Origin of the sequence: Actinoplanes subglobosus, assembly GCF_042650585.1 — a bacterium.
GTDB lineage: Bacteria > Actinomycetota > Actinomycetes > Mycobacteriales > Micromonosporaceae > Actinoplanes > Actinoplanes subglobosus.
In genome coordinates, this window is the sequence record NZ_JBHSBL010000035.1 from 38,110 (window position 1) to 61,185 (window position 23,076).

The following is a 23,076-nucleotide window of genomic DNA, read 5'->3' on the forward strand; positions in this document are numbered from 1 at the left end:
CTGGCCGGGAACCAGGACCCCGGCAACTACCATTCCTCTCCATGAGCGCCCGGGAGATAATCGACGGGGTGCGCTCCGGCGCTCTGAACTACGAGGACGCGCTGGACGCCCTGACCGGCGCACCCGCCGCCGAGACCGACGCCGCCCTGAGTGCGGCGCTGAGCGGTGAGTTCGAGCGGCTGTTCGCCAACGGCTGGCAGCCGGCCGAGTTGCACCGGGCGGTGGCCCGGCGGGGCAATCCGATCCAGGGGCGGCTGGTCGCCGACGCCGCCCGTGACTATCTGCGTGGCCGCGAGCCGGTCGACGAGCGCTGGCGGGACCAGGCGGACGGGTTGCGTACCGCCGAAGGTCGTAAGCCGGACCGGATCGCCGTGCTGGACGCCTCGCTGGATCTGCTGGCCGAGTTGCGGCGGATGCCGCGCATCGAGATCCTCGTCCCGCCGCCGGGCACCCCGCTCACCACCGTGCCGCACCACGGTGACCAGCGGATCCTCGACCGGGTGCGGGCCCTGCTGGCGAAAGCGGAGTCGACCGAGTTCCCGGCCGAGGCGGAGAGCTACAGCGCGAAGGCGCAGGAGCTGATCACCCGGTACCGGATCGAGGAGGTCACCGTCGCGGCGGTCGACGTGGTCCCGTTCGCCCGGCGGGTCGGTGTCGACCACCCCTACGAGAGCGAGAAGGCGGGCCTGCTCGACGCGGTCGCCGTCGCCAACACCTGCCGCACGGTCTGGTCGCAGGATCTCGGTTTCAGCACCGTCTTCGGGTTCGACACCGACATCGACGCGGTCGAGCTGATCTACACGTCGCTGCTGGTGCAGGCCAACCGGGCGATGGTGCGGGACGAGAAGAACGTCCGCAAGGCCCGGTTGAAGGCGTTCCGCCGGTCGTTCCTGGTCGCCTACGGTGTGCGGATCGGTGAGCGGCTGCGGCAGACCGTCGAGCGGGAGCTGACCGGCCACGACCACCTGCTGCCGGTGCTGCGCAACCGCGAGATCAAGGTGCACGCGGCGCTGGACAAGGCGTTCCCGCGTACGGTCCGGGTCCGGGGCAGCCGGGTCGACAGCCTGGAGGGCTGGGAGTCCGGGCGAGCCGCCGCCGACGAGGCCGAATTGCGTTGACATCGGGCCAGGCCGGAGCAGGATGAAGGCCATGCACCCGATTTGACGCTGACACCTCTATGCGGTGCACGCGCTGCAGGACAGCGTGCTCCTCTACCCGGTCTACGCGCTGCTCTTCGCCGACGCCGGGCTCACCACCGCCGAGATCTCGTCGCTGTTCGCGATCTGGTCGGTGGTCTCCTTCGTGTGCGAGATCCCGTCCGGCGCGCTCGCCGACGCCTGGTCCCGCAAACGCCTCTACGCGCTCGGTGAGGTCATCTCCGCGGCCGGCTGGGCGATCTGGCTGATCCGGCCCGACTTCGTCGGCTTCGCCGCGGGCTTCGCCCTCTGGGGGCTGGGCGGTGCGTTCGCCTCCGGATCGCTGGAGGCGCTGGTCTACGACAATCTCGGCGACAGCACGGCGTACACCCGGGTCATGGGCCGGGCCCGCATGGCGAGCATGCTGGCGATGCTCGCGGCGACCCTCCTGGCCACCCCGGTACTCCTGGCCGGCGGATACGTCCTGGTCGGCGCCATCAGCATCGCGACGGTCACCGCAGGCGGCCTGCTCGCCCTTCGCCTCCCCTCATCCGCCACGGACGAATCTGGTACGGACGAATCTGGTACGGACCACGAAAACGCCCGGAATGCCGATGAGGCGGGCGGATACCTCTCAGTGCTACGAGCAGGCCTGCGGTCCGTCACCGGCAGCACCCGCGTGCTCCGGTTGCTGGCGGTGGCGATGGCCGTCCCCGGGTTCTCCGCCCTCGACGAGTACCTCCCCCTGCTCGCCCGCGAGATGGGGGCGCCGACTCCGGCCGTACCCCCGCTGTTTGCTCTGACGGCCCTGGCGATGGCGGCCGGAAGCGGCCTCGCCGACCGTCTCCCCCCGGATTCGCCGCGTCCGCTGACCGGCGCCCTGGCCCTGGCCGCCGCGCTGCTGGCCGCCGGTTCCCTGGTGCCGCACCCGGCCGGAATGGTCCCGGTGTCGGTGGCGTTCGGCCTGCTCCAGTTCGCGATGGTGCACGCCGAGGCCCGCCTGCAGGACGCGATCACCGGCCCGGCCCGGGCGACCGCCCTGTCGGTGGCCGGTTTCGGCGCCGAGGTGGCAGCGGTGATCCTCTATGCCGCGTTCGGTCTGCCGGTGGCGCTGCCGCTGCTGTGCGCGCTGATGGCCGTCCCGCTGGCGCTGACCGCGCTGCTGGCCTTTCAGCGCTGAAATCGTGCGCAACCTTTCCGGCCCCACCGCACACCTACAGGGCAGTTTCCCCACTGAAAGGACGCATCCCCCATGCGATCCCGTCTCCGCAGGACCCTGCTGGCCGGGGTGACCGGCCTGCTCGCCGTGACCGCCAGTGTCTACGGCCTGACCAGGGCCGACGCCGCGACCTACCCGAACCCGGGCGTGGTCACCGGCTCGACCTTCGCGCACGACCCGACGATCGTCAAGAAGCCCGCCGGCGGCTACATCCTCGCCTACACGGCGCCGGGCATCGGGCTGAAGACCTCGACGGACCGGACGAGGTTCACCGACGCGGGCAAGGCCTTCCCCAACGGTACGCCGTGGGCCGACGCCTACACCGGTGGCGACACCAACCTGTGGGCGCCGGACATCTCCTACCGCGGCGGAAAGTACCTGATGTACTACTCCGCCTCGACGTTCGGTTCCAGCAAATCAGCGATCTTCCTGGCCTCCAGCACCACCGGCGCGGCCGGCACCTGGACCAACCAGGGCAAGGTCGTCGAGAGCACCACGACCAGCGGGTTCAACGCGATCGACCCGAACCTCACGGTCACGCCCAGCGGCGAATGGTGGCTCAGCTTCGGCTCGTTCTGGAGCGGCATCAAGATGGTCAAGCTGAGCCCGTCGACCGGCAAGCGGGCCGACTCGACGATCCACCACATCGCCGAACGGTTCGTGAACAGCAAGTCGGTCGAGGCGCCGCACATCTACTACCGCAACGGTTACTACTATCTGTTCGTCGCCTTCGACCTGTGCTGCAAGGGCGCGTCCAGCACCTACCGGACCATGGTCGGCCGGTCGACCAGCATCACCGGGCCGTACAAGGACCGGGCCGGGACGCTGATGACGGCGGGCGGTGGCACCGAGATCCTCGCCTCGCACGACGCCGTGTACGGCCCCGGGCACCCGGCGGTCTTCCAGGACGGCACCCAGGACGTGCTGGTCTACCACTACTACACCGCCGCCGGGGACGCGCGGCTCGGCATCAACCTGCTGAGCTGGAGCTCGTCCGGCTGGCCGACGGTGTACTGACATGCGGCGCATCCGACCTCTCCGAGCCCTGCTCGTGACACTCCTGATGACCGCACCGGCCTATGTGGCGGTCGCCTTCAACCCGCTGAGCAGCGACGCCGCCGTCGGGTTCACCAATCCGGTCGCGTCCGCCCCGTACGGTGCCGACCCGTGGATGGGCTTCGACAACGGCTACTACTACCTGGCCGCCACGACGTGGAACAACCAGGTCGTGATCAAGAAGGCGAAGTCGGTGGCAGCGCTGCCCGGCGCCACCGAGACCGTCGTCCACACCGGAACCGCGGCCGCCAGCTGCTGCAACGTGTGGGCGCCGTCGATGCACAAGCTGGCCGGCCCGAACGGGACCCGCTGGTACCTGTACTACTCGGCCGGGACGGCGGCCTGCTGCGACGGGCAACGGTCGTTCGTGCTCGAGTCGGCCGGCACCGACCCGATGGGGCCGTACACGTTCAAGGGCCAGCTGGACCTCCAGGCGAACAACGGCTGGGCCATCGACGGAAGTGTCGCGACGATCGGCGGGAAGAACTACTTCCTCTACTCGTCGTGGGTCGGTGACCTGCAGAGCCTGTTCATCGCCCCGATGAGCAACCCGTGGACGGTCAGTGCCCACGGCACCCGCATCTCCTACCCGACCTACGACTGGGAGAAGCAGGGCGGCAATACCGAGGAGGGGCCGTACATCCTCCAGCGCAACGGGCAGACGTTCCTGACGTTCTCCGCCAGCTCGTGCAACACGCCCGACTACAAGCTGGGCATGCTGACGCTGACCGGCTCCAACCCGCTGTCCGCCGCGTCGTGGACCAAGAAGAGCACCCCGATCTTCCAGCGCTCCGACACCAACGGCGTCTACGGCCCCGGCCACCACTCGTTCTTCACCTCACCCGACGGCACCGAGACGTGGATGGCCTACCACGCCAACGACACGGCGGCCCAGGGCTGCGGCGCGACCCGCACGACGAGGATCAAGAAGGTCAACTTCAACAGCGACGGCACACCCAGCCTGGGTACGCCCGACAAGCTCACGACCACCCTGACGGCCCCGTCGGGTGATCCGGGCGGCGGCGTCTCGTTCCCGGTGGCCACCACCCGCTACCGCGTCGTCAACCAGGCGACCGGCAAACTCCTCGACGCGAAGAACTGCGCCGTCACCGACGGCACCGGCATCCAGCAGTGGTCGTCCCTGGGCAACGCCTGCCAGCAGTGGACGTTCACGAAGACGACCGGCAACTACTACCGGATCACCAACGCCAACAGCGGCACCGTCCTCGACTCGGTCAACTGCGGCACCGCCAACGGCACGGCCCTCAACCTGTGGTCGTCCCTCGGCAACGCCTGCCAGGAGTGGAGCCTCACCCCGATCAACGGCGGTTACCTGATCGCCAACCGCGGCAACGGACTGGTCCTCGACGTCACGAACTGCGGCACCGCCGACGGCGTCGCGGTCCGCCAGTGGGCCTCGCTGGGCAACGCCTGCCAGCAGTGGAACCTCACCACCTGACGGTCGTCCTGATGCCCCGGCACACGGCCGGGGCATCACCGTCAGCCGCCGGACTCGTCGGTCTCGGCGCCTTCGGGGACCGTCTCGTCGTCGCGGCTGTCCAGCCAGCCGTGCGGGAGCGACACCTTGCCCGGCGCGTTCACCCGGCCCCGCGGCAGCCCGAGCGCCTCCACCGGGAACGGCACCGACGGGTCGAGCCTGGCCAGCAGGTCGTCGAGCTCGGCCAGCGACGAGATCATCGCCAGGCTGCGGCGCAGGTCACCGCCGACCGGGAAACCCTTCAGATACCACGCCACGTGCTTACGGAAGTCGGCGCAACCGTGCCGCTCGTCCTCCAGTGCCTCGACCAGCAACTGCGCGTGCCGGGAGATGATCTTCGCGACCTCTCCCAGGGTGGGCAGCACCGGCCGGTAGTCGGCGCCCTGTGTGAACGCGGCCTCCAGGTCGGCGAAGAGCCACGGACGGCCCAGGCAGCCACGGCCCACGACGACGCCGTCGCAACCGGTGTGCTCGACCATCCGCAGTGCGTCCGAGCCCTCCCAGATGTCGCCGTTACCGAGAACCGGCACGTCGAGCGCCTGTTTCAGGGTGGCGATGGCGTCCCAGTCGGCCTGGCCCGAATAGCGCTGCTCGGCGGTCCGGGCGTGCAGCGCCACCGCGGTCACGCCGGCCTCCTGCGCGGCGAGGCCGGCCTCGACATACGTCAGATGGTCGTCGTCGATCCCCTTGCGCATCTTGATCGTCACCGGGATGCCGTAGGGCTTGGCCGCCGCGACCGCCTGACTGACGATCCGTCCGAACAGCCGGCGCCGCCACGGCAGGGCCGAGCCACCGCCACGCCGGGTGACCTTGGGCACCGGGCAGCCGAAGTTGAGGTCGATGTGATCAGCCAGGTCGTCCTCGCCGACCATCCGCACAGCGGCCGCGGTGACATCCGGGTCCACCCCGTAGAGCTGGAGGCTCCGGAACCCCTCGTCCTCCGCGAACGCGATCATCTTGAGCGTCTTGGGGATCCGCTCGACCAGCGCCCGCGTCGTGATCATCTCGCAGACGTAGACCCCGCCGCCCTGCTCCCGGCAGAGCCGCCGGAACGCCACGTTGGTGATCCCGGCCATCGGGGCGAGCACGACGGGCGGGTTAACGGCATGGTCGCCGAGCATGAGCGGTGCAGCAGTCACGAGCACTAGCGTGACACGCCCACCCCGGCGACCCCGAATCGCCCGCTCCGGCTACTGCCGGCCGCCCCGCTCGATCAGCGTGTCCAGCATCCCGACGATCCGCTGCACGCTGTCCTTGAGCGAGAAGACGTTGAGGGAGAGCTGCGCGAGCGACGTGGCGTGCTCCGTGTGCATCGCGGTGTGCCTGTCGAGGATCGCGGTGTGCCTGTCGAGGATCGTGGTGTGCCTGTCGAGGATCGTGGTGTGCCGCGCGAGGGTCGCGGTGTGCTCCGACTGGGTTTTGGCGATGGCTTGAATGAGCCCGTGCTGAGCCTGCACCTTCAGGCCCAGGTCGGACAGATCACCGTCCCGGCTGGCGCAGAGCCGCTTCTGCTCTTCCATGTGGTTCTCCAGTCGGGTGACGCGCTCTTCGAGGGTGGGCAAAAGGGCCTCCGGGGGTGAAGGGTAGCCGGTCAGAGTTGCCGGCGCCGCGCTTTCCGCTAGCGCCGTAACTATAGCCTGGCGCCTAGTGGTGATGCGACACCTGAACGGGTGCAGGGCGGGCTGTTTTCTGACAGAGTCGGGGCGTGACTGATGAGGTGAGCCCACGGCGGCTGATCGCCGTGTTCGAGTCCCCGGTGTCGGAGATGCTGTTCCGATTCGGGGTGGAGCTCGGCTTCCAGACCGTCCTGGTCGAGCCCGATCCGGCCCGTCTCGCCGGGACGCCACGGCCGCACGGCGACACCTTCGTGGGTGATCTGGTGGCGGCCGGGCCGGACGAGCACACCGACATCCTGCTGACCGACCATCACCGGCCGGAGATCGGCGACCTGCTCAAGGAGGCGCTCGGCGGCCGGTCCCGGTGGATCGGCATCGTGGGCAACCCACGGGCCGAGGGTCCGCACGTGGCGGCGCTGCGCGAGCTGGGCGTCGCCGACGAGGAGATCGGGCGGGTGCATCGTCCGGTCGGGCTGAACATCGGTAGCCGTACCCCCTCGGAGATCGCCGTTGCGGTGCTCGCGGGACTCATCGCCGACCGCAACCACCGCCCCGGCGGTTTCCTCTTCTGACGCCCGCCACCCCGCCCGCCCCGGCGGTTTCCTCTTCCGATGCCCGCCACGCCGCCCCCACGGACCGGACCGCATAGGCGCACATCGAAACCGCCGGGTGCCCGTACGGGCCCCCGGCGGTCCGTGTCACGTCCGGATCAGCAGCCGGGGAGCCGCTTGATCAGGTAGTCCTCGATCTGGTCGAGGGAGACGCGCTCCTGCTTCATGGTGTCCCGGTCGCGCACCGTCACCGCGTTGTCGGTGAGGGTGTCGAAGTCGACGGTGACGCAGAACGGCGTGCCGATCTCGTCCTGGCGACGGTAACGACGGCCGATGGCCTGCGAGTCGTCGAACTCGACGACCCAGCGCTTGCGCAGGTTGGCTGACAGCTCCTTGGCCTTCGGCGACAGCTCCGGGTTGCGCGACAGCGGCAGGACGGCGACCTTGACCGGCGCGAGCCGGGGGTCGAACCGCATGACGGTCCGCTTGTCCACGCCGCCCTTGGTGTTCGGCGCCTCGTCCTCGTCGTACGCCTCGAGGAGGAACGCCAGCACGGCACGGGTGAGGCCGGCGGCGGGCTCGATGACGTAGGGCACCCAGCGCTCGCCCTTCTCCTGGTCGAAGAAGGACAGGTCCACACCGGAGTGCTTCGAGTGCGTGGTCAGGTCGAAGTCGGTGCGGTTGGCGACACCCTCGAGCTCGGCGAACTCGGTGCCGCCGAACTGGAAGCGGTACTCGATGTCGACGGTCCGCTTCGAGTAGTGCGAGAGCTTCTCCCGCGGGTGCTCGTAGAACCGCAGGTTGCTCTCGGACAGGCCGAGATCGCGGTACCAGTTCCAGCGCTCCTGCAGCCAGTACTCGTGCCATTCCTCGTCGGAGCCCGGCGGGACGAAGAACTCCATCTCCATCTGCTCGAACTCACGCGTACGGAAGATGAAGTTGCCCGGGGTGATCTCGTTGCGGAAGCTCTTGCCGACCTGCGCGATGCCGAACGGCGGCTTCTTGCGGGCCGCGGTCGCCACGTTGTTGTAGTTGACGAAGATGCCCTGGGCGGTCTCCGGGCGCAGGTAGTGCAGGCCGTCGGCGCTCTCGGTCGGGCCGAGGAACGTCTTCATCAGGCCGTTGAACATCTTCGGCTCGGTGAAGGTGCCCTTGTTGCCGCAGTTCGGGCAGTTCAGCTCCTGCAGCGAGGACGGCAGCTTGCCATGCTTGGCCTCGAAGGCCTCCTCCAGGTGGTCGGCCCGGAAGCGCTTGTGGCAGGACTGGCACTCGGTCAGCGGGTCGACGAACGCGTCGAGGTGACCGGAGGCCGCCCACACGTCACGGGACAGGATGACCGCCGAGTCCAGGCCGACGATGTCGTCGCGCTGCTGGACCATGGTCTTCCACCACTGCCGGCGGACGTTCTCCTTCAGCTCCACGCCGAGCGGACCGTAGTCCCAGGCCGAACGGGTCCCTCCGTAGATCTCGCTGGAGGGGAAGACGAAGCCCCGGCGCTTGGCCAGGCTGACGACGCTGTCGATACGGTCGGCAGGCATGTGCGGGTTTCCTCCTACGCCGGCTGGGTGTCGGCGGGGAAATCAAGAGTTACAGGACGAAAAGCGAGATTACTCCCCGAGGTCGCAGACCTCGAACTTGCCCGTCGACCTGTTCTGTGCCAGGTCGGCCTGCAACTGCGTCGAGTCGCCGTCGGGATAGAAGATCTCCACCGGCACGGTCAGCCGGACCCCCATGGACAGCGAGCCCACGCTGTAGGAGTCGAAGGGCTCGGTGTCGGCCATCCGGGCGGTGAAGTCGGCGAGGGTCTCGGAGTCCTGCGAGTCCTGGCAGAGCTGCCCGTAGGCGCCGTCGAAGTCACGAGCCTGGATGTCGTCGACATAGCGGCTCACCACCACCTCGGCCTGCTCGTCGAGCGCACTGGTGATCGACGTGGCCAGCCCGATGCCGGCGACCGCGCCGACACCGCAGACCAGCACGACGATGCCGGCGACGATGCCCAGGCTCGTCCCGATCCGCTTGCCCCGGCCCTCGACCGGAGGGGCCGGGAAGGGCGGGTGCACACCCGGGCCCGGCGGCGGAGGCGGAGGAAGACTCATGTTGCCAGCCTAGTGTTCAGCGCCAGGGTTCGGCCGCCCGGTCGCTCGCGGTGATCACGACGTCGGCGCCCGGCTCGGCGGAGGCGAGGGTCTCGAAGGCCGACGGCTCGTCGAGGGAGTGTGCCAGCAGCGGTGTGGCGTACAGCTTGACGTCGTAGTTGCCGAGGGCGCGCCGGTAGGCTCCCACCGATTCCCACTCGGTGACGAGAGTCCAGCCGGTCGGGTCCTCCAGGGCCCGGGTGAGCCGGCCGGACCGGTAACCGGGGGTGCGCGCCAGGGCGGCGAGGGCGGCGTGCGCCTGATCCCGGAAGCCGTCCTGCGTTTCCGTGGGGACCGTGAAGCGGTTGAGCACCAGCATGTGACGAGGGTACGCACACGCGACAGGAGCGACAGGTGACGCGCACATTCCTGCACCGGCTGGCCCGGGTGAATCCGACCGCCGCGTTCGCCGGGACGCTGGCCGTACTCCTGCTCGGCCTGTTCCTGCCGGGCATCGTGGGTGCTCTGCTGCTCGGTGTGCTGGCCGTCGGCCTGGCCGGCCTGACCATGACCACCTGGCCGGTGCAAACGCCGGTCACCCGGCTGGTACGGGTGGTCCTGCTCACCATCCTGCTGGTCGCCGCGGTATCGAAGACCCTGTGAACTCATGCGGCTTTGACAATCATTGTCATTATCGACCACAGTTGGTGGCATGATGCGCCGCCTGCTCCCCGCCCTGCTCCTGCTGCCCGCTCTCACCGGCTGCGGGTCGGACTCCGCCGGCGCCGACGGCAAGCTCTCCGTCGTCACCGCCTTCTACCCGCTCCAGTTCGTCAGCGAGCGGGTCGGTGGTGAGGCGGTGCACGTCTCCTCGCTGACCAAGCCGGGCGCCGAGCCGCACGACGTCGAGCTGACCGCCCGCCAGGTCGGTGAGGTCGCCGACGCCGGGGTGATCGTCTACCTGGGCGGTTTCCAGCCCGCCGTCGACGACGCGGTGAAGCAGAACGGCGGCGACCGGGCCCTCGACGCCACCACAGCGGTCGAGATGATCACCGCGCAGGAGGCGGACGACCACGCCGGGGAGGGTGATGAGCCCGCCGAGGAGCACGGCGGCACCGACCCGCACGTCTGGCTCGACCCGACCCGGCTCGCGGCCATCGCCGACCAGGTGGCCGAGCGCCTCGGCAAGGCCGACCCGGCCCACGCCGCCGACTTCACCGCCCGCGCCGCCACCCTGCGGACCGAGCTGACCGCCCTGGACGGCGAGTTCCAGAAGGGCCTGGCCGAGTGCGCCCGCCGCGAGCTGGTGACCAGCCACACCGCGTTCGGCTACCTGGCGAGCCGCTACGAGCTGACCCAGATCGGCATCACCGGCATCGACCCGGAGACCGAGCCGTCGCCGCAGCGCCTGGCCGCCGTGGCCGCCGAGGCCCGGGAGCACGGCACCACCACGATCTTCTTCGAGACGCTGGTCAGCCCCAAGGTGGCGGAGACGATCGCCAAGGAGGTCGGCGCGAAGACCGCTGTCCTCGACCCGATCGAGGGCCTCACCGACGACTCGGCAGACTACTTCTCGGTGATGCGCGCCAACCTGACCGCACTCGAACTGGGCCTGGAGTGTCAATGAGCGTTGTCGAGGTCAGTCATCTCGCGGTCGGCTACGACGGACGCGAGGTCCTGCGGGACGTCTCGCTGAGCGTGACGGCCGGTGACGTCGTCGCGATCCTCGGCGCCAACGGCTCCGGCAAGTCCACCCTGATCCGGACGGTCCTCGGCCTGGTCCCGGCCCGCCGGGGCGAGATCAGGCTGTTCGGGACGCCGCAGCAGCGGTTCCGCGGATGGGAGCGGATCGGGTATGTGCCGCAGCGGCTCGGCGCCGGCAGCGGCGTGCCGGCCACCGTCGGCGAGGTCGTCGCATCGGGCCGGCTGGCCCGGCGCGGCGTCTTCCGTTTCCCCGGCAGGACCGACAAGGCGGCGGTACGGGACGCGCTGACCGCCGTCGGCCTGCTGGACCGGATCGACGACCCGGTGACGACCCTCTCCGGTGGCCAGCAGCAGCGCACCCTGATCGCCCGTGCGCTGGCCGGTTCTCCGGACCTGCTGGTGCTCGACGAGCCGAACGCCGGGGTGGACGCGGCCAGCCAGGAGGCGTTCGCCGCGGCGCTGACCCGGTTCGCCGGCGACGGCGGGACGATCCTGCTGGTCCTGCACGAGCTGGGCCCGCTACGGCCGCTGATCGGGCGGGCCGTGGTGGTGCACGACGGCCGGATCGCGTACGAGGGGACGCCCCCCGAGCCGGCCGGGCACCACGCCGAACCGGACCACGAGCACCTGCACCCGCATGCCGAGGAGTTCAAGGCCGGCATCTGCGAGTGGGCACCGACCGAGGGAACGAAGGCGTACTGATGGAACTGCTCACGCAGCCGTTCATGCAGCGGGCCCTGATCGCCGCGATGATCATCGGGCTGGCCGCTCCGGCGCTCGGCATCTACCTGGTGCAGCGCCGGCTGTCACTGATCGGCGACGGCATCGGCCACGTCGCGCTCACCGGCGTCGGCCTGGGACTGCTCACCGGCAACGACCCGGTCTACACCGCGGTCATCGTGTCGGCTCTCGGCGCGGTCGGCGTGGAGCTGATCCGCGAGCGTGGCCGTACCTCCGGGGATCTGGCCCTGGCCATGCTCTTCTACGGCGGGATCGCCGGTGGCGTGCTGCTGGTCGGCCTCTCCGACGGCAGTGGCAACAGCAGCCTGATGCAGTACCTCTTCGGCTCCCCGCTGACCACCTCCTCGACCGACCTGGTCGTGATCGGCGGGCTGGGCGCGGCCGTGCTGACCGCCATGCTCTTCCTGCGCCCGGCCCTCTTCGCGCTCTGCAACGACGAGGAGTACGCGAGGGTCAGCGGCCTCCCGGTGCGGACCCTCAACATCCTGCTGGCGGTGACGACCGCGGTGACGGTGACCATCGCCATGCGTACGGTCGGGTTGCTGCTGGTCTCGGCGATGATGGTCGTCCCGGTCGCCGCCGCCCAGCAGGTGACCCGTGGTTTCGTCAGCACGATGTCGGCGGCCATGGTGATCGGCGTGAGCGCGGCCGGCGGGGGCATCCTGGTCTCGGCCGAGGCGGACACCGCTCCGGGCGCGACCACCGTGCTCCTGGCCCTGGCCGTCTTCGTGGTCACCGCGGTCGGCGGGTCGATCCGGCACCGGTTGCGCAGGCCCACGCCGCAACCCGTGACGTCCGAGCCGCCGGATGTCGTGTTGCATGGCTGACGCCGGCCTGCCTGTACCGTTGTCGCAACGATGACGACGACCACCGGTTACGAAGCGTACGAATCGGCGGGGGCGCTGCTGCGCGCTCTCTCCGCGCCGATCCGTGTCGCCATCGTGGTCGAGCTGGGCGTGGGCGAGCGCTGTGTGCACGATCTCGTGGAGAAACTCGGCGCCCCGCAGCCGCTGGTGTCCCAGCACCTGCGCGTGCTGCGCGGGGCCGGCGTGGTGCGGGGTGTGCGGCGCGGCCGGGAGATCGCATACTCCCTGGTGGACGAACACGTCGCCCACATCGTCGCCGACGCCGTGAGCCATGCCAGGGAGAGCCGACAGTGAACGCCGACAGTCAGATCCGCAACACCAAGCAGCGCAGCGCGGTCAGCGCCGTGCTCGCCGAGACCGAGGGCTTCCACAGCGCCCAGGATCTGCACGCGATGTTGCGCGATCGGGGCGAGCGGGTCGGTCTGACCACGGTGTACCGGACTTTGCAGGGCCTGGCCGACGCCGGCGAGATCGACGTCATGCGGCCGCCGGGCGGGGAGCACCTCTACCGGCGGTGCAGCCAGGGCCACCACCACCATCTGGTGTGCCGGTCGTGCGGGCGGACCGTCGAGGTGCTCGGCCCGGCGGTCGAGTCGTGGGCCGACAAGATGGCCGGTGAACACGGCTTCGTCGACGTGTCGCACACATTGGAGATCTTCGGCACATGCCCGGAGTGCGCCGCCAAAGCCTGAGTGCGACGCTTCCGGTGTGAAGCTCTACGCGGACCGTGTTCCGGTCGCCCTTCGCCAACTCGTCACCGACATCCTCGTCGTCCTGTGGGTCTACCTGTGGATCAAGGTCGCCCTGTGGATCCACGACGTGGTGGAGAAGCTGGCCGTCCCCGGTCAGAAGCTGGAGAGCGCCGGCAGCGGCATCGCCGACAACCTGGCTGACGCGGGTGGCAAGGTGGGCCGGGTCCCGATCGTCGGCGACGAGCTGACCGCGCCGTTCACCGGCGCCGCCGATGCCGCCCGCTCGATCGCCGACGCCGGTCACCAGCAGCAGGAGTTCGTCGCGCAGCTGGCACTGATCCTTCCGGCGCTGGCACTGTCGGTGCCGCTGGCGCTGGTGTTGTTCGTCTGGCTGCCGCTGCGCCTGCGCTGGATCCGCCGGGCCGGGGTGGCCGCGGCGGTCCGCGACGACCCGGCCGGCCCGGACCTGCTGGCGTTGCGGGCGCTGGCCTCCCAGCCGCTGACCGAGCTGGCGAAGCTGGGACCGGACATCGCGCAGAGCTGGCGGGCCGGCGACGCCGACGCGGTCGCCGCCCTGGCCGGCCTGGAGCTGCGCCGGCTGGGCCTGCGAAAGCGTTAGTCCGTGGCGGACGCGGCGTCCTCGTCGTCGTCGCCCCACTCGCGGTGGGCGAACGGCAGGATGGCCCAGTAGGTGAGGAACCAGCCACCGGTGACGACGGTCAGCGGGATCGCCCACTGCCAGTCCAGCAGGTAGTCGGTGATCAGCAGGACGCTGCTGGTCATCGCGATCAGCATGAACGCCAGGCCGCCGGTGGCCATCTTGTGGGCGTACCGGACCAGCTCGGGTTTGCGGCCCTGCCGGAACAGTGCCCGGTGGAAGGCCACCGGCGAGATGATCATCGCGGTGGCGAACGCCGCGCTGATCAGAGCGACCGTGTAGACGTCCTTCTGGAACGCTGTGACGTTCGGGAAGCCGCTGCTGAACGGCAGGGTGAGCAGGAACGCGAAAAGGATCTGCACACCGGTCTGCGCTACGCGGAGCTCCTGGAGGAGATCGGCGAAGTTCCGGTCCCAGCGCTGCTTCTCGGTCTCTCGGGGGGAATGTGTATCGACCGCCATGACGCGCCGAATTCCCCGGCCGGGCCCCCGGTCAAACGCCGACGCGTGCCAGGATCGCATCGGCCAGCTCCCGCGGTGCCTGCTCCGGCACCCAATGGCTGACGCCGCGCATCGCCACCAGCCGGTAGTCGGCCCGCACCCAGTCCCGGGTCCGTAGTGCCGCGGTCAGCCCGACCACCCCGTCCTGGTCGCTCCAGACGTAGGTGGTCGGCACCGTGACCACGCCGAGTCTCGCGACCTGGGCGGTGTCGAAGGCCCGGTACCAGTTGAGGCCGCCGGTGAGCCGGCCCGGTTCGCGCATCGCCGCCACGTACTGCTCGGCGCGCATGCCGATCGGCCGCAGCATCAGGCGCAGGGTCAGGGCGTGCTGGGCGAGCAGCAGTTTCTCGGCGAACGACCGCTGGAACACCTTGAAGTAGGCGAGCCGCGCCTTCTGGCTGGGCCGGACCCGGACGGCGAGCATCAGTGCCCGCGGGTGCGGCACGGAGACCGCGGTCAGGGTGCGCACCCGGTCCGGGTGGCGGGCGGCCAGCTGCCAGCCCACCTGCGCACCCCAGTCGTGGCCGACGACGTGCGCCTTCTCGATGCCGAGCGCGTCGAGGACGGCGATCGCGTCGGCGGTCACCGAGGTCATGCTGTAGGCGGCGACGTCGGACGGACGGGCGCCGGGCGAGCATCCACGCTGGTCCATCGCGTACGTCCGCAGCCCGGCCGCGTGCAGGTGCGGCAGGACCAGGTCGAACTCCCGGGAGTCCTGCGGGAAGCCGTGCAGCAGCAGGACCGGTTCGCCGTCCTCCGGGCCGCTCTCGTGAACGTCGAACGTCAATCCCCGGGCCTTGACCTCGATCACGTCTTCCCTCCCGTTTGCATGCCGCTAACCAGGTGTTACGGTCATCGAAGCACATCCAACGAAGCTTTTTCGCGACGGCGGAGACGATGTGCATCGCTCGGGCGATGCGTGAGTCGAGGCAGGTCGCGAAAAAACTTCGATCCGACAGGGGAGCGCACAGCGCTGAGAGTGCGGTGAAATCCGCAGACCCTAGTACCTGATCTGGGTAATGCCAGCGCAGGAAGCTCGGTCTCTCCAGCCGCGTCGTGCCCTGGGCATCGCCGCCCGGGGGAACACGGCGTGCGTCTCCTCCCGGTACCCACTGGGAGGCATTCCAATGAACGACATCAATCCCCGTAGGTGGCGGACGATAGACATCGTCATCGCCTCCGTCATCGCCGTGACCTTCGGCGTGATCTTCTGGGCCTGGGGCACGGTCTGGTCGGTCACCGAGGGCGCCTTCGCCTTCTTCCCACCGGCACAGACCCTGATCTACGGCGTCTGGCTGGTCCCGGCCGTCCTGGGCGCCCTGATCGTCCGCAAGCCGGGTGCCTCGCTCTACACCGAGGCGGTCGCGGCCACCGTGTCCGCGCTGCTCGGCAGCCAGTGGGGCGTCGACACGATCGTGTCCGGCCTGCTCCAGGGGCTCGGCGCGGAGCTGGCGTTCGCGATCCTGCTCTACCGCAACTTCAAGCTGCCGGCCGCGGTGCTGGCCGGCACCCTGACCGGGGTCAGCGCGGCGTGCTACGACTTCGTCAAGTACACCGCCGGGACGGACCTGTGGTCCTACCGGATCCCGTACGCGGTGATCACCGTGATCAGCGGCGCGATCATCGCCGGCGCCGGCTCGTGGGCGCTCGTCCGGGCGCTCGCTCCGACCGGCGTGCTGGACCGGTTCGAAGCGGGCCGGGAACGGGCATCCGTCTGAGACATGAGTGACGTTCAGCTCCGTGACTTCGGGTGGCGGCACGCCGGGCGCCGCGCCTGGGCGGTCCGCGGGCTGGACCTGGAGATCCGGCACGGCGAGCGGGTGCTCCTGCTCGGTCCCTCGGGGGCCGGCAAGAGCACGCTGCTCGCCGCACTGGCCGGGCTGCTACCCGAGGACTCCGGCGAGTCCGAGGGCACGATCCGCATCGACGGGCTCGACCCGCGCAAGGCACGCGAGCGCGTCGGCATCCTCTTCCAGGACCCGCAGACCCAGCTGGTGATGGCCCGCAGCGGCGACGACGTCGCGTTCGGCCCGGAGAACCGGGGCGTGCCGGCCGGTGAGATCTGGCCACGGGTGTCCGACGTGCTGGATCGCGTCGGTTTCCCGTACCCCATCAATCGTCCGACCTCGGCCCTCTCCGGCGGTGAGGCGCAACGCCTCGCCCTCGCCGGGGTCCTCGCGCTGCGGCCCGGTCTGCTGCTGCTCGACGAGCCGACCGCCAACCTGGACCCGCCGGGCGCCGAGCTCATCCGCACCGCGGTGGCCCGGGCCACCGGCGCGGACACCACGCTGATCATCGTGGAACACCGGGTCGCCGAGGCACTTCCGCTCGTCGACCGGGTGGTGGTCCTGGATCCGGGCGGCGGCGTCCGCGCCGACGGGACGCCCGAGATGATCTTCGCCGCCTACGGCGACAGACTCGCTGACGAGGGCGTCTGGGTTCCGGGTTTCCACACCCCGCCGCTCAAGACGAGATCAACGTCAAGAGATCATTTGATACGGGCTACGGGTGCCGCCGTGGGCAGACGTCTCGGCCCCGTCACCATTGAAGCGAACGGTGGCGAGGTCCTGGCCGTGACCGGTCCCAACGGCGCCGGCAAGTCGACGCTGGCGCTGGTGCTCGGTGGCCTGCTCGCTCCCACGTCCGGCCGGGTCGAGGCGTTCGGTGACCGACGGCCGCCGCACCGATGGCGGGCCACGACGCTGGCCGGGCGGATCGGGTCGGTCTTCCAGAACCCGGAGCACCAGTTCGTCACGTCGAAGGTCTCCGACGAGCTGGCTCTCGGGCCGCGACGGCTGGGCCGCTCCCCCGCCGAGGTCGGCCGCATCGTCACCGAACTGCTCGAACGACTGCGGCTCACCAGGCTCGCCGAGGCCAACCCCTACACGCTCTCCGGTGGGGAGGCCCGGCGGCTGAGCGTGGCCACGGCACTGGCGACGGCACCGCGGCTGCTCGTGCTCGACGAGCCGACCTTCGGCCAGGACCGGCGCACCTGGCGGGAACTCGTCGACCTGCTCGCCGGCCTGCGTGACGAAGGGCACGGGATCGTCGCCGTCACGCATGATGACGCGTTCGTCCGTACCCTCGCCGATCGGACCGTCCCCCTCGGCGTGCCGGAACCGGACCCTCTGCCGCGGCGGACGCGGCCGTGACCCTCTCCTTCGCACCGGTCGCCGATCCGTCGGCGCCGCTCGCCCGCCGCAACCCGGTCGCCAAGGTCGGCGCCGCGCTGCTGTTCTCGATGCCGCTGATCGCCACGATGGACCCGTTCACGCCGGCCGTCGCGCTCGCCGTCGAGCTCCTGGTGCTGCCGTTCTTCGGCGTCCGGATCGGTGTGCTGGCCCGGCGGTCCACGCCGTTGCTGCTGGCCGCGGCCGGGATCCTGGTCACCATGGTGCTGTTCGCCGCCGACCGTGGCGGCGAACTGGTGGTGTCGCTCGGCCCGATCGACGTCACCACCGGGGTGCTGGCCACCGCGGGAGCGCTCATCCTGCGGATCTTCGCGGTCGCGCTGCCGGGCATCGTCGTGTTCGCCACCACCGACCCCACCGATCTGGCCGACGCTCTGGTGCAGAACGCCAAGGCGCCGGCCCGGTTCGCGATCGGCGCGCTCGCCGCGTTCCGGCTGGTGCCGCTGCTCGGAGACGAGTGGCGGTCACTCAGCCTGGCCCGCCGCGCCCGCGGTGTCGACGCCGGGCACAATCCGGCCGCCCGCGTGCGGCTGTTCGTGTCGACGGCGTTCGCGCTGCTGGTCGGGGCACTGCGGCGGGGGGTGCGGCTGGCGGTGGCGATGGACGCGCGCGGTTTCGACGCCGAGACACCCCGGACGTACGCCCGCCGTCAGCACTTCACCCCCGCCGACACCGTCCTGCTCGTGCTGTCGCTGCTCACCGCCCTGGCGATCATCGCCGCATCGGTCGCTCTGGGTCACTTCCACCCGGTCATCTGAACACTCTTCGTCTTCAGGTAACTAAATTGACAGCGGGCGTTGTCCTGTTCGGACGAGGGTGTCCGCCATGGGTCACGGCCACGATCATCTTCACGACCACGCGCACGCCGCAGCCGCCGGGGGCGACCTCCCCGAGGCTCTCGATCTCTCTGTCCCGTCCGCCGAGCTGGCGCCGTCCGACGCGTCCCGCCGGCGCTTCCTGCTGGGCGCGGGCCTGCTCGGCGCCGGTGCGGCCGCCTCCGTGCTCGCCCAGCCGGGCGCCGCCGCGGCCGCCGGGCTCCAGCACACCCACGACCCGGTGGGCGGCGGTACCGGCAAGGGTGGTTTCCGCTGGCTCGCGGGTGACCACCACATCCACACGCAGTACAGCTCGGACGCCCAGTACCGGGTGCTCGACCAGGCGCAGAAGGGTCACGCCTACGGCCTCGACTGGCTGGTCATCACCGACCACGGCAGCGCCACCCACGCCAAGATCGGTGTGGACAAGGTCAACCCGGACATCGTCAAGACCCGGTCCGCGCTTCCTTCGTTGTTGACTTTCCAGGGCCTGGAGTGGAACATCCCGGCCGCCGAGCACGCGACCGTCTTCGTGCACCCCGGCCGGAACGAGGTCGACGTCCTCAAGCAGTTCGAGAACGCGTACGACGGCTCGCTCCTGCCCGCCACCAACACCCCCGCCCAGAACGAGGCGATGGCGATCGCCGGCATCCGGTTCCTCGGCGAGCAGGTCCGCAAGCGCAAGATCGACGGCGCACTGTTCTTCGCCAACCACCCGGCCCGGCGCGGCATCGACTCCCCGCACGAGATCCGCAACTGGCGCGACGCCGACCCCACGGTCGCCGTCGGCTTCGAGGGCGCGCCCGGCCACCAGGCCGCCGGCATCCCCGCCCCCACGGCCGGGGCGGCGCCCGCGGCTACTACGACAACAACCCGTCGGCCGCGTCGTACGCCGGATACCCGCTGGAGAGCTACCGCACGTGGGGCGGCTTCGACTGGATGACCGCCACCGTCGGCGGACTCTGGGACAGCCTCCTCGCCGAGGGCAAGGCGTGGTGGATCACCGTCAACTCGGACAGCCACGTCAACTACCTCGACCAGACCGAGCGCGGCCCCGGCAGCGACTTCAACGCCAACGGCAAGTACAACGACCCGGTCTACAACGGATCGATCAACACGTCGGCCGGTGACTTCTGGCCCGGCTACTACGGCCGGACCAACGTGGGCTCGTCGTCGTTCTCCTACAAGGCGGTCATGGACGGCCTGCGCGCCGGGCGCGTCTGGGTCGACCACGGCCGGCTGATCAAGGCCCTCGACGCCCGCGTCCGGGTCACCGGCGACCGCCGCGGCCACACTGGAACCCCGCTCGGCGGCGTCCTCCGGGTCAAGCGCGGCACCTCCACCGAACTGGTCCTCGACATCGACCTGCAGGACATCCCGAACTGGGCCGGATTCGTGCCCGTCCTCAAGCGCGTCGACGTGATCGTCGGCACGGTCACCGGGCCCGTCGGCGACAAGGACACCTTCACCACCCCGAACACCAGGGTGGTCCAGTCGTTCGAGGTGTCGAAGACCAGCGGGCGGATCTCGTTCAGCTACGACCTCGGCCGCCTGGACAAGCCGTTCTACCTGCGGGTCCGCGGCACCGACGGGAACCGTACCCAGCCCGGCCTGCTCGGCACTGGAGTCGACCCGTACGGGCCGCAGCTCGACGTCGTCGGTGCCGCCGACCCGTGGGGCGACCTGTGGTTCTACACCAACCCCATCTGGGTCCTGCCCCGATGACGCCTCACCAGGCATCCGGAGCCCCGGCCGCTTCCGCGGCCGGGGCCACCCGGCCCACCCCTTCCCTGGCTCCGGTGACACGGCCCGTTCCCGCCTACCCGGACGCCACCCGGCCCGGCCGCTCCCCCTCCGTCTCCTCCGCCGGGGCCGCGCGGATCGTCGGATTCAGCCTGGGGCACGCGACGCTCGCCGAGGCCGATCACTGGATCCAGGCGATCGTGCCGCCCCCGGTCCTCGCCTGCACGCATCTGGTGAGCGAGCCGTTCCCGCACGTGGCGATCAGCCTGCTCACCACGCACGCCCTGGAGACGGCCCCGGAGCTCGAACCGGCCGCCACCACCGCCGCGTCCGGACAATTCGGACGGGCAGTTCGCTTTCCCGGTGTCGAACGCCTGACCGGCGCACTCACCGTCAGCGAAATCCTGCAGCGGAGTTCCATCGCCCGGGTCGAGGTGCTCGGCAGCGGCCCGGCGGCCCCGGAGACCATCGTCGAAACCGGCGATTTCGTGCGCCCCCAGTTCCGGAACGGCGAACTGATCCTCGTCACCACCCCGGCCGCCGGCGGAACCCTGGTCCCCTTCGAGACCAGGACCCCGACGCCCTGCTGCGCCGACCACTGACCGTTTCGCCAGCCGTCGCTCAGACCCCTTTCGCCCCGCCGAATACCGTCGTGAGCGACGGCCGGCGAGCTCCGCCGCCTCGACACCCGCAACCCACCCGAAACCACCACAAACGACGGCCAACCAACCCAGCCGTCACCCTGATACCTACCAACCCGCCCGAAACCACCCAGAACGACAGCCAACCAACCCAGCCGCCCCACACGTGAGTGACGGCCGGCGAACTCGGCCGGGGCTGTGGACGATGCGGGGATGACGGGCTCGGGTCCGCTGGACGTTGGTGATGGGCGGTTCGGAGTGGATGCCTCTTTCGTGGATTCGGGGCTCGTGGGCGTACCGCTGAAGTTCGCTCTTCGGGATGGGGTGTGTGCGGTGACCGGTCCGCATTGCCGGACCCATAGGGTTGTCGCATGTCTCGTCACCCCCTGCCGCAGCTCTTGGCGGAGGCGCGCAGCGGCGTGCTCGTGTTCAGCATCACGCCGCCGCGGCGCAGCGCCACCGAGGAGCGGATCAAGGAGATCGCCGAGGTCACTCTGGACCGGCTCACCGCGCTCGACCTCGATGGCCTGATTTTGTATGACATCGACGACGAGTCGGACAGGAACCCGGAAGACCGCCCGTTCCCGTATCTGCCGACCCTCGATCCGGGCCACTTCTACGCCGAGCACCTGACCGGCTGGCGGCAGCCGGTGATCATCTACCGATGTGTCGGGAAGTATTCGGAGGACGAGCTCCGCAGCTGGATGGCCGGCGCCGACGAGCGGGTGCTGAGCGTCTTCGTCGGCGCGTCGTCGGGCGGTAAGGAGGTCCGCACCGGTCTGCGCCGCGCCCAGGAGCTGCGGGCCGAGGTGCGACCGGACCTGCCGCTCGGCGCCGTCGCGATCGGTGAGCGCCCCGACGAGCACCTGCGCATGCTCGCCAAGCAGGAGCGGGGCGCGTCGTTCTTCGTGAGTCAGGTCGTCTACCACGTCAACGAGACGAAAAACCTGCTCAGTGACTATTTCTACGAGTGCCGGGCCCGCGGCGCCACGCCCCGCACGGTGATCTTCACGCTGTCCCTGTGCGGGTCGCTGAAGACGCTCGAGTTCGTCCGCTGGCTGGGCGTGGACGTGCCCCGCTGGCTGGAGAACTCGATCAAGCACGCGGACGATCCCCTCGCCGAGTCCTATCGGCAGTGTGTGGCGATCGCCCGCGACCTGATCGACTTCTGCGAGCACATGGGCCTGCCCTACGGCTTCAACATCGAGAGCGTGTCGATCCGCAAAGCCGAGATCGAGGCCAGCATCGATCTCGCCGCCGAGGTGTCCGGGATGCTCCGTTACCGCCGCTGATCCATTTCGGCCATCTCCTCAGGGGTGAGCCGCAGGGCCCCGGCGGCGACGTTCTCCTCCAGGTGAGCGACGTCGCCGGTGCCCGGAATGGCTAGAACGTGCGCGCCCTGCTGCAGCGTCCACGCCAGCCGCACCTGATGCCCGGTGACACCGCCCCCACGAGCCGCCGCGATCCGCCACTCGGCCGCGCCACCCGCATCCATCCCGCCGACTTCCCACGCCTGGCCGCCCTCCCCGGCCTCCCCCGCCCGACCTGCTTCCGCCGCCCGACCTGCTTCCGCCGCCCGACCTGCTTCCGCCGCCCGACCTCCTTCCGGCTCGGCGGCCGTGCTGGCCTCGCCGGCCGGCGACGGGCCTGCCTCGCGGGCGGCCGCCGGTCCGCTCTCGCGGGCGTTTCCGGCGATCGTGAAGAACGGGACGAATGCGATCCCCGCCTCACCGCATTTCCGCAGCAGTTCGGTATGCCGCCGCAGGTCCACCGCGAACGCATTCTGGACACACACGACCGGCGCGACCCGTTGCGCCGCCTCGACATGCCGCCACCGCACATTGGACAGTCCGAGATGGCGAATCAGCCCGTCGGCCTGCATCTCAGCAAGCGCCCCGAAACGCTCGGCCACCTGATCCTGCCCGGCCGGCGCGACAATCCGCAGATTGACCAGGTCAAGCGTCTCCACACCGAGCCGGCGCAGGTTCTCCTCCACCTGCCGACGCAGCCGCTCCGCCGTGACCGCTTCACCCCAGCTGCCATCCGGCAGCGGATCCGGTCCGACTTTCGTCGCAATGAAAAGCTTTTCCGGGTACGGCCGAAGCCCGTCCCGAATCAGCTCGGCCGCATATCGAACCGCTCCCGGCTCCCCGTCGAGGATCCCGCCCGGCGAAAAGTAGAAGGCTGCCGTGTCGATGTGATCGACCCCGAGCTCAACGGCCCGCCGCAACACCCGAACCGCAAGGTCCCGATCGTCCCGAACGGTGATCCGCATCGACCCGAACCCCATCCGGTTGACGACCCGATCCCCGAGCCGCCACTGCCCCGCCACTGACGCATCGATTCGCTTCGTTACCACCCGGCGAACCTACGC

Annotated in this window: 27 protein-coding genes and 1 riboswitch; of the genes, 19 read left to right on the top strand and 8 right to left on the bottom strand. The window is 70.1% G+C overall.

Annotated elements, in window-relative coordinates:
- Positions 1-41: 41 nt before the first annotated feature.
- From ACFO0C_RS45960 to ACFO0C_RS45975, 4 genes are all read left to right on the top strand, one after another.
- The gene (locus ACFO0C_RS45960; RefSeq protein WP_378073201.1) at positions 42-1,118 is read left to right on the top strand and encodes a DUF2786 domain-containing protein; all 1,077 of its coding nucleotides are present in this window, start codon (positions 42-44) and stop codon (positions 1,116-1,118) included.
- 64 nt (positions 1,119-1,182) lie between these two features.
- On the top strand, positions 1,183-2,316 hold the full coding sequence (locus ACFO0C_RS45965; RefSeq protein ID WP_378073202.1) for an MFS transporter: 1,134 nt from the start codon (positions 1,183-1,185) through the stop codon (positions 2,314-2,316).
- A 72-nt stretch (positions 2,317-2,388) separates the two neighbouring features.
- Entirely contained in the window at positions 2,389-3,372 is a 984-nt protein-coding gene (locus ACFO0C_RS45970) for an arabinan endo-1,5-alpha-L-arabinosidase (protein ID WP_378073203.1), read from the top strand.
- Position 3,373: 1 nt separating this feature from the next.
- Positions 3,374-4,870 carry a family 43 glycosylhydrolase gene (locus tag ACFO0C_RS45975; protein WP_378073204.1) on the top strand — a complete coding sequence of 499 codons (1,497 nt, stop codon included), beginning with the start codon at positions 3,374-3,376 and terminating at the stop codon, positions 4,868-4,870.
- Between the two features lie 41 nt (positions 4,871-4,911).
- Here ACFO0C_RS45975 and dusB read toward each other — a convergent pair whose 3' ends face one another.
- A complete protein-coding gene (dusB, locus tag ACFO0C_RS45980; RefSeq protein ID WP_378073292.1) occupies positions 4,912-6,030 on the bottom strand; it encodes a tRNA dihydrouridine synthase DusB in 1,119 nt (372 codons plus the stop codon).
- 69 nt (positions 6,031-6,099) lie between these two features.
- Positions 6,100-6,429, bottom strand: coding sequence for a hypothetical protein (locus ACFO0C_RS45985; protein WP_378073205.1), 330 nt, complete (start codon positions 6,427-6,429; stop codon positions 6,100-6,102).
- Between the two features lie 185 nt (positions 6,430-6,614).
- Between ACFO0C_RS45985 and ACFO0C_RS45990 the strand changes: the two genes are divergently transcribed.
- Positions 6,615-7,097: an XdhC family protein gene (locus ACFO0C_RS45990; RefSeq protein ID WP_378073206.1), complete on the top strand. Its 483-nt coding sequence runs from the start codon at positions 6,615-6,617 to the stop codon at positions 7,095-7,097.
- 137 nt (positions 7,098-7,234) lie between these two features.
- Here ACFO0C_RS45990 and ACFO0C_RS45995 read toward each other — a convergent pair whose 3' ends face one another.
- The 3 genes from ACFO0C_RS45995 to ACFO0C_RS46005 form a co-directional block, all read right to left on the bottom strand.
- Positions 7,235-8,614, bottom strand: a complete 1,380-nt coding sequence (locus ACFO0C_RS45995) for a glycine--tRNA ligase (RefSeq protein WP_378073207.1) — start codon at positions 8,612-8,614, stop codon at positions 7,235-7,237.
- A gap of 69 nt (positions 8,615-8,683) precedes the next feature.
- A complete protein-coding gene (locus tag ACFO0C_RS46000; RefSeq protein WP_378073208.1) occupies positions 8,684-9,172 on the bottom strand; it encodes a hypothetical protein in 489 nt (162 codons plus the stop codon).
- Positions 9,173-9,188: 16 nt separating this feature from the next.
- On the bottom strand, positions 9,189-9,530 hold the full coding sequence (locus ACFO0C_RS46005) for an antibiotic biosynthesis monooxygenase family protein (protein WP_378073209.1): 342 nt from the start codon (positions 9,528-9,530) through the stop codon (positions 9,189-9,191).
- 35 nt (positions 9,531-9,565) lie between these two features.
- Here ACFO0C_RS46005 and ACFO0C_RS46010 point away from each other — a divergent pair, with 35 nt between their 5' ends.
- From ACFO0C_RS46010 to ACFO0C_RS46040, 7 genes are read left to right on the top strand one after another with little or no spacing between them, the layout of a single operon-like run.
- Positions 9,566-9,814, top strand: a complete 249-nt coding sequence (locus ACFO0C_RS46010) for a DUF6703 family protein (RefSeq protein WP_378073210.1) — start codon at positions 9,566-9,568, stop codon at positions 9,812-9,814.
- Between the two features lie 49 nt (positions 9,815-9,863).
- Complete coding sequence (locus ACFO0C_RS46015) at positions 9,864-10,778, top strand: metal ABC transporter substrate-binding protein (RefSeq protein ID WP_378073211.1); 915 nt, start codon at positions 9,864-9,866, stop codon at positions 10,776-10,778.
- Positions 10,775-11,557: a metal ABC transporter ATP-binding protein gene (locus ACFO0C_RS46020; protein ID WP_378073212.1), complete on the top strand. Its 783-nt coding sequence runs from the start codon at positions 10,775-10,777 to the stop codon at positions 11,555-11,557. The genes ACFO0C_RS46015 and ACFO0C_RS46020 overlap by 4 nt, the downstream gene beginning before the upstream one ends.
- Positions 11,557-12,423 carry a metal ABC transporter permease gene (locus ACFO0C_RS46025; RefSeq protein WP_378073213.1) on the top strand — a complete coding sequence of 289 codons (867 nt, stop codon included), beginning with the start codon at positions 11,557-11,559 and terminating at the stop codon, positions 12,421-12,423. The genes ACFO0C_RS46020 and ACFO0C_RS46025 overlap by 1 nt, the downstream gene beginning before the upstream one ends.
- Positions 12,424-12,453: 30 nt before the next feature.
- Entirely contained in the window at positions 12,454-12,756 is a 303-nt protein-coding gene (locus ACFO0C_RS46030) for an ArsR/SmtB family transcription factor (protein WP_093621506.1), read from the top strand.
- Positions 12,753-13,154 (top strand): Fur family transcriptional regulator, encoded by a 402-nt coding sequence (locus ACFO0C_RS46035; protein WP_378073214.1) that lies wholly within the window; start codon positions 12,753-12,755, stop codon positions 13,152-13,154. Before ACFO0C_RS46030 ends, ACFO0C_RS46035 begins: the two co-directional genes overlap by 4 nt.
- Before the next feature lie 16 nt (positions 13,155-13,170).
- Positions 13,171-13,773: a hypothetical protein gene (locus tag ACFO0C_RS46040; protein WP_378073215.1), complete on the top strand. Its 603-nt coding sequence runs from the start codon at positions 13,171-13,173 to the stop codon at positions 13,771-13,773.
- Here ACFO0C_RS46040 and ACFO0C_RS46045 read toward each other — a convergent pair.
- Together ACFO0C_RS46045 and ACFO0C_RS46050 are read right to left on the bottom strand one after the other, a co-directional pair.
- Positions 13,770-14,273, bottom strand: coding sequence for a DUF6328 family protein (locus tag ACFO0C_RS46045; protein WP_378073216.1), 504 nt, complete (start codon positions 14,271-14,273; stop codon positions 13,770-13,772). The two genes, ACFO0C_RS46040 and ACFO0C_RS46045, sit on opposite strands and share 4 nt — an antisense overlap.
- 31 nt (positions 14,274-14,304) lie before the next feature.
- On the bottom strand, positions 14,305-15,120 hold the full coding sequence (locus ACFO0C_RS46050; RefSeq protein ID WP_378073293.1) for an alpha/beta fold hydrolase: 816 nt from the start codon (positions 15,118-15,120) through the stop codon (positions 14,305-14,307).
- A gap of 139 nt (positions 15,121-15,259) precedes the next feature.
- Positions 15,260-15,364, top strand: a riboswitch (TPP riboswitch).
- Positions 15,365-15,439: 75 nt separating this feature from the next.
- Between ACFO0C_RS46050 and ACFO0C_RS46055 the strand changes: the two genes are divergently transcribed.
- The 7 genes from ACFO0C_RS46055 (at position 15,440) to ACFO0C_RS46085 (ending at position 21,994) form a co-directional block, all read left to right on the top strand.
- Complete coding sequence (locus ACFO0C_RS46055) at positions 15,440-16,030, top strand: ECF transporter S component (RefSeq protein ID WP_378073217.1); 591 nt, start codon at positions 15,440-15,442, stop codon at positions 16,028-16,030.
- Positions 16,031-16,033: 3 nt separating this feature from the next.
- Positions 16,034-17,464 (top strand): ABC transporter ATP-binding protein, encoded by a 1,431-nt coding sequence (locus tag ACFO0C_RS46060; protein WP_378073218.1) that lies wholly within the window; start codon positions 16,034-16,036, stop codon positions 17,462-17,464.
- Positions 17,461-18,261, top strand: coding sequence for an energy-coupling factor transporter transmembrane component T family protein (locus ACFO0C_RS46065; RefSeq protein ID WP_378073219.1), 801 nt, complete (start codon positions 17,461-17,463; stop codon positions 18,259-18,261). The genes ACFO0C_RS46060 and ACFO0C_RS46065 overlap by 4 nt, the downstream gene beginning before the upstream one ends.
- A 67-nt stretch (positions 18,262-18,328) precedes the next feature.
- Positions 18,329-19,261: a PHP domain-containing protein gene (locus tag ACFO0C_RS46070; RefSeq protein ID WP_378073220.1), complete on the top strand. Its 933-nt coding sequence runs from the start codon at positions 18,329-18,331 to the stop codon at positions 19,259-19,261.
- The gene (locus ACFO0C_RS46075) at positions 19,258-20,043 is read left to right on the top strand and encodes a hypothetical protein (RefSeq protein WP_378073221.1); all 786 of its coding nucleotides are present in this window, start codon (positions 19,258-19,260) and stop codon (positions 20,041-20,043) included. Before ACFO0C_RS46070 ends, ACFO0C_RS46075 begins: the two co-directional genes overlap by 4 nt.
- Positions 20,044-20,117: 74 nt before the next feature.
- Entirely contained in the window at positions 20,118-20,663 is a 546-nt protein-coding gene (locus ACFO0C_RS46080) for a hypothetical protein (RefSeq protein WP_378073222.1), read from the top strand.
- A 410-nt stretch (positions 20,664-21,073) separates the two neighbouring features.
- On the top strand, positions 21,074-21,994 hold the full coding sequence (locus ACFO0C_RS46085) for a methylenetetrahydrofolate reductase (RefSeq protein WP_378073223.1): 921 nt from the start codon (positions 21,074-21,076) through the stop codon (positions 21,992-21,994).
- Here ACFO0C_RS46085 and ACFO0C_RS46090 read toward each other — a convergent pair.
- Positions 21,982-22,977 carry an aldo/keto reductase gene (locus ACFO0C_RS46090; protein ID WP_378073224.1) on the bottom strand — a complete coding sequence of 332 codons (996 nt, stop codon included), beginning with the start codon at positions 22,975-22,977 and terminating at the stop codon, positions 21,982-21,984. The genes ACFO0C_RS46085 and ACFO0C_RS46090 overlap by 13 nt on opposite strands.
- Positions 22,978-23,076: the final 99 nt, after the last annotated feature.

Coding starts and splice junctions, on each gene's coding strand:
- ACFO0C_RS45960 (WP_378073201.1), top strand. CDS start 42: ATGAGCGCCCGGGAGATAATCGACGGGGTGCGCTCCGGCGCTCTGAAC.
- ACFO0C_RS45970 (WP_378073203.1), top strand. CDS start 2,389: ATGCGATCCCGTCTCCGCAGGACCCTGCTGGCCGGGGTGACCGGCCTG.
- ACFO0C_RS45975 (WP_378073204.1), top strand. CDS start 3,374: ATGCGGCGCATCCGACCTCTCCGAGCCCTGCTCGTGACACTCCTGATG.
- dusB (WP_378073292.1), bottom strand. CDS start 6,030: ATGCTCGGCGACCATGCCGTTAACCCGCCCGTCGTGCTCGCCCCGATG.
- ACFO0C_RS45985 (WP_378073205.1), bottom strand. CDS start 6,429: ATGGAAGAGCAGAAGCGGCTCTGCGCCAGCCGGGACGGTGATCTGTCC.
- ACFO0C_RS45995 (WP_378073207.1), bottom strand. CDS start 8,614: ATGCCTGCCGACCGTATCGACAGCGTCGTCAGCCTGGCCAAGCGCCGG.
- ACFO0C_RS46000 (WP_378073208.1), bottom strand. CDS start 9,172: ATGAGTCTTCCTCCGCCTCCGCCGCCGGGCCCGGGTGTGCACCCGCCC.
- ACFO0C_RS46005 (WP_378073209.1), bottom strand. CDS start 9,530: ATGCTGGTGCTCAACCGCTTCACGGTCCCCACGGAAACGCAGGACGGC.
- ACFO0C_RS46015 (WP_378073211.1), top strand. CDS start 9,864: ATGATGCGCCGCCTGCTCCCCGCCCTGCTCCTGCTGCCCGCTCTCACC.
- ACFO0C_RS46020 (WP_378073212.1), top strand. CDS start 10,775: ATGAGCGTTGTCGAGGTCAGTCATCTCGCGGTCGGCTACGACGGACGC.
- ACFO0C_RS46025 (WP_378073213.1), top strand. CDS start 11,557: ATGGAACTGCTCACGCAGCCGTTCATGCAGCGGGCCCTGATCGCCGCG.
- ACFO0C_RS46030 (WP_093621506.1), top strand. CDS start 12,454: ATGACGACGACCACCGGTTACGAAGCGTACGAATCGGCGGGGGCGCTG.
- ACFO0C_RS46045 (WP_378073216.1), bottom strand. CDS start 14,273: ATGGCGGTCGATACACATTCCCCCCGAGAGACCGAGAAGCAGCGCTGG.
- ACFO0C_RS46055 (WP_378073217.1), top strand. CDS start 15,440: ATGAACGACATCAATCCCCGTAGGTGGCGGACGATAGACATCGTCATC.
- ACFO0C_RS46060 (WP_378073218.1), top strand. CDS start 16,034: ATGAGTGACGTTCAGCTCCGTGACTTCGGGTGGCGGCACGCCGGGCGC.
- ACFO0C_RS46070 (WP_378073220.1), top strand. CDS start 18,329: ATGGGTCACGGCCACGATCATCTTCACGACCACGCGCACGCCGCAGCC.
- ACFO0C_RS46075 (WP_378073221.1), top strand. CDS start 19,258: ATGACCGCCACCGTCGGCGGACTCTGGGACAGCCTCCTCGCCGAGGGC.
- ACFO0C_RS46085 (WP_378073223.1), top strand. CDS start 21,074: ATGTCTCGTCACCCCCTGCCGCAGCTCTTGGCGGAGGCGCGCAGCGGC.
- ACFO0C_RS46090 (WP_378073224.1), bottom strand. CDS start 22,977: ATGCGGATCACCGTTCGGGACGATCGGGACCTTGCGGTTCGGGTGTTG.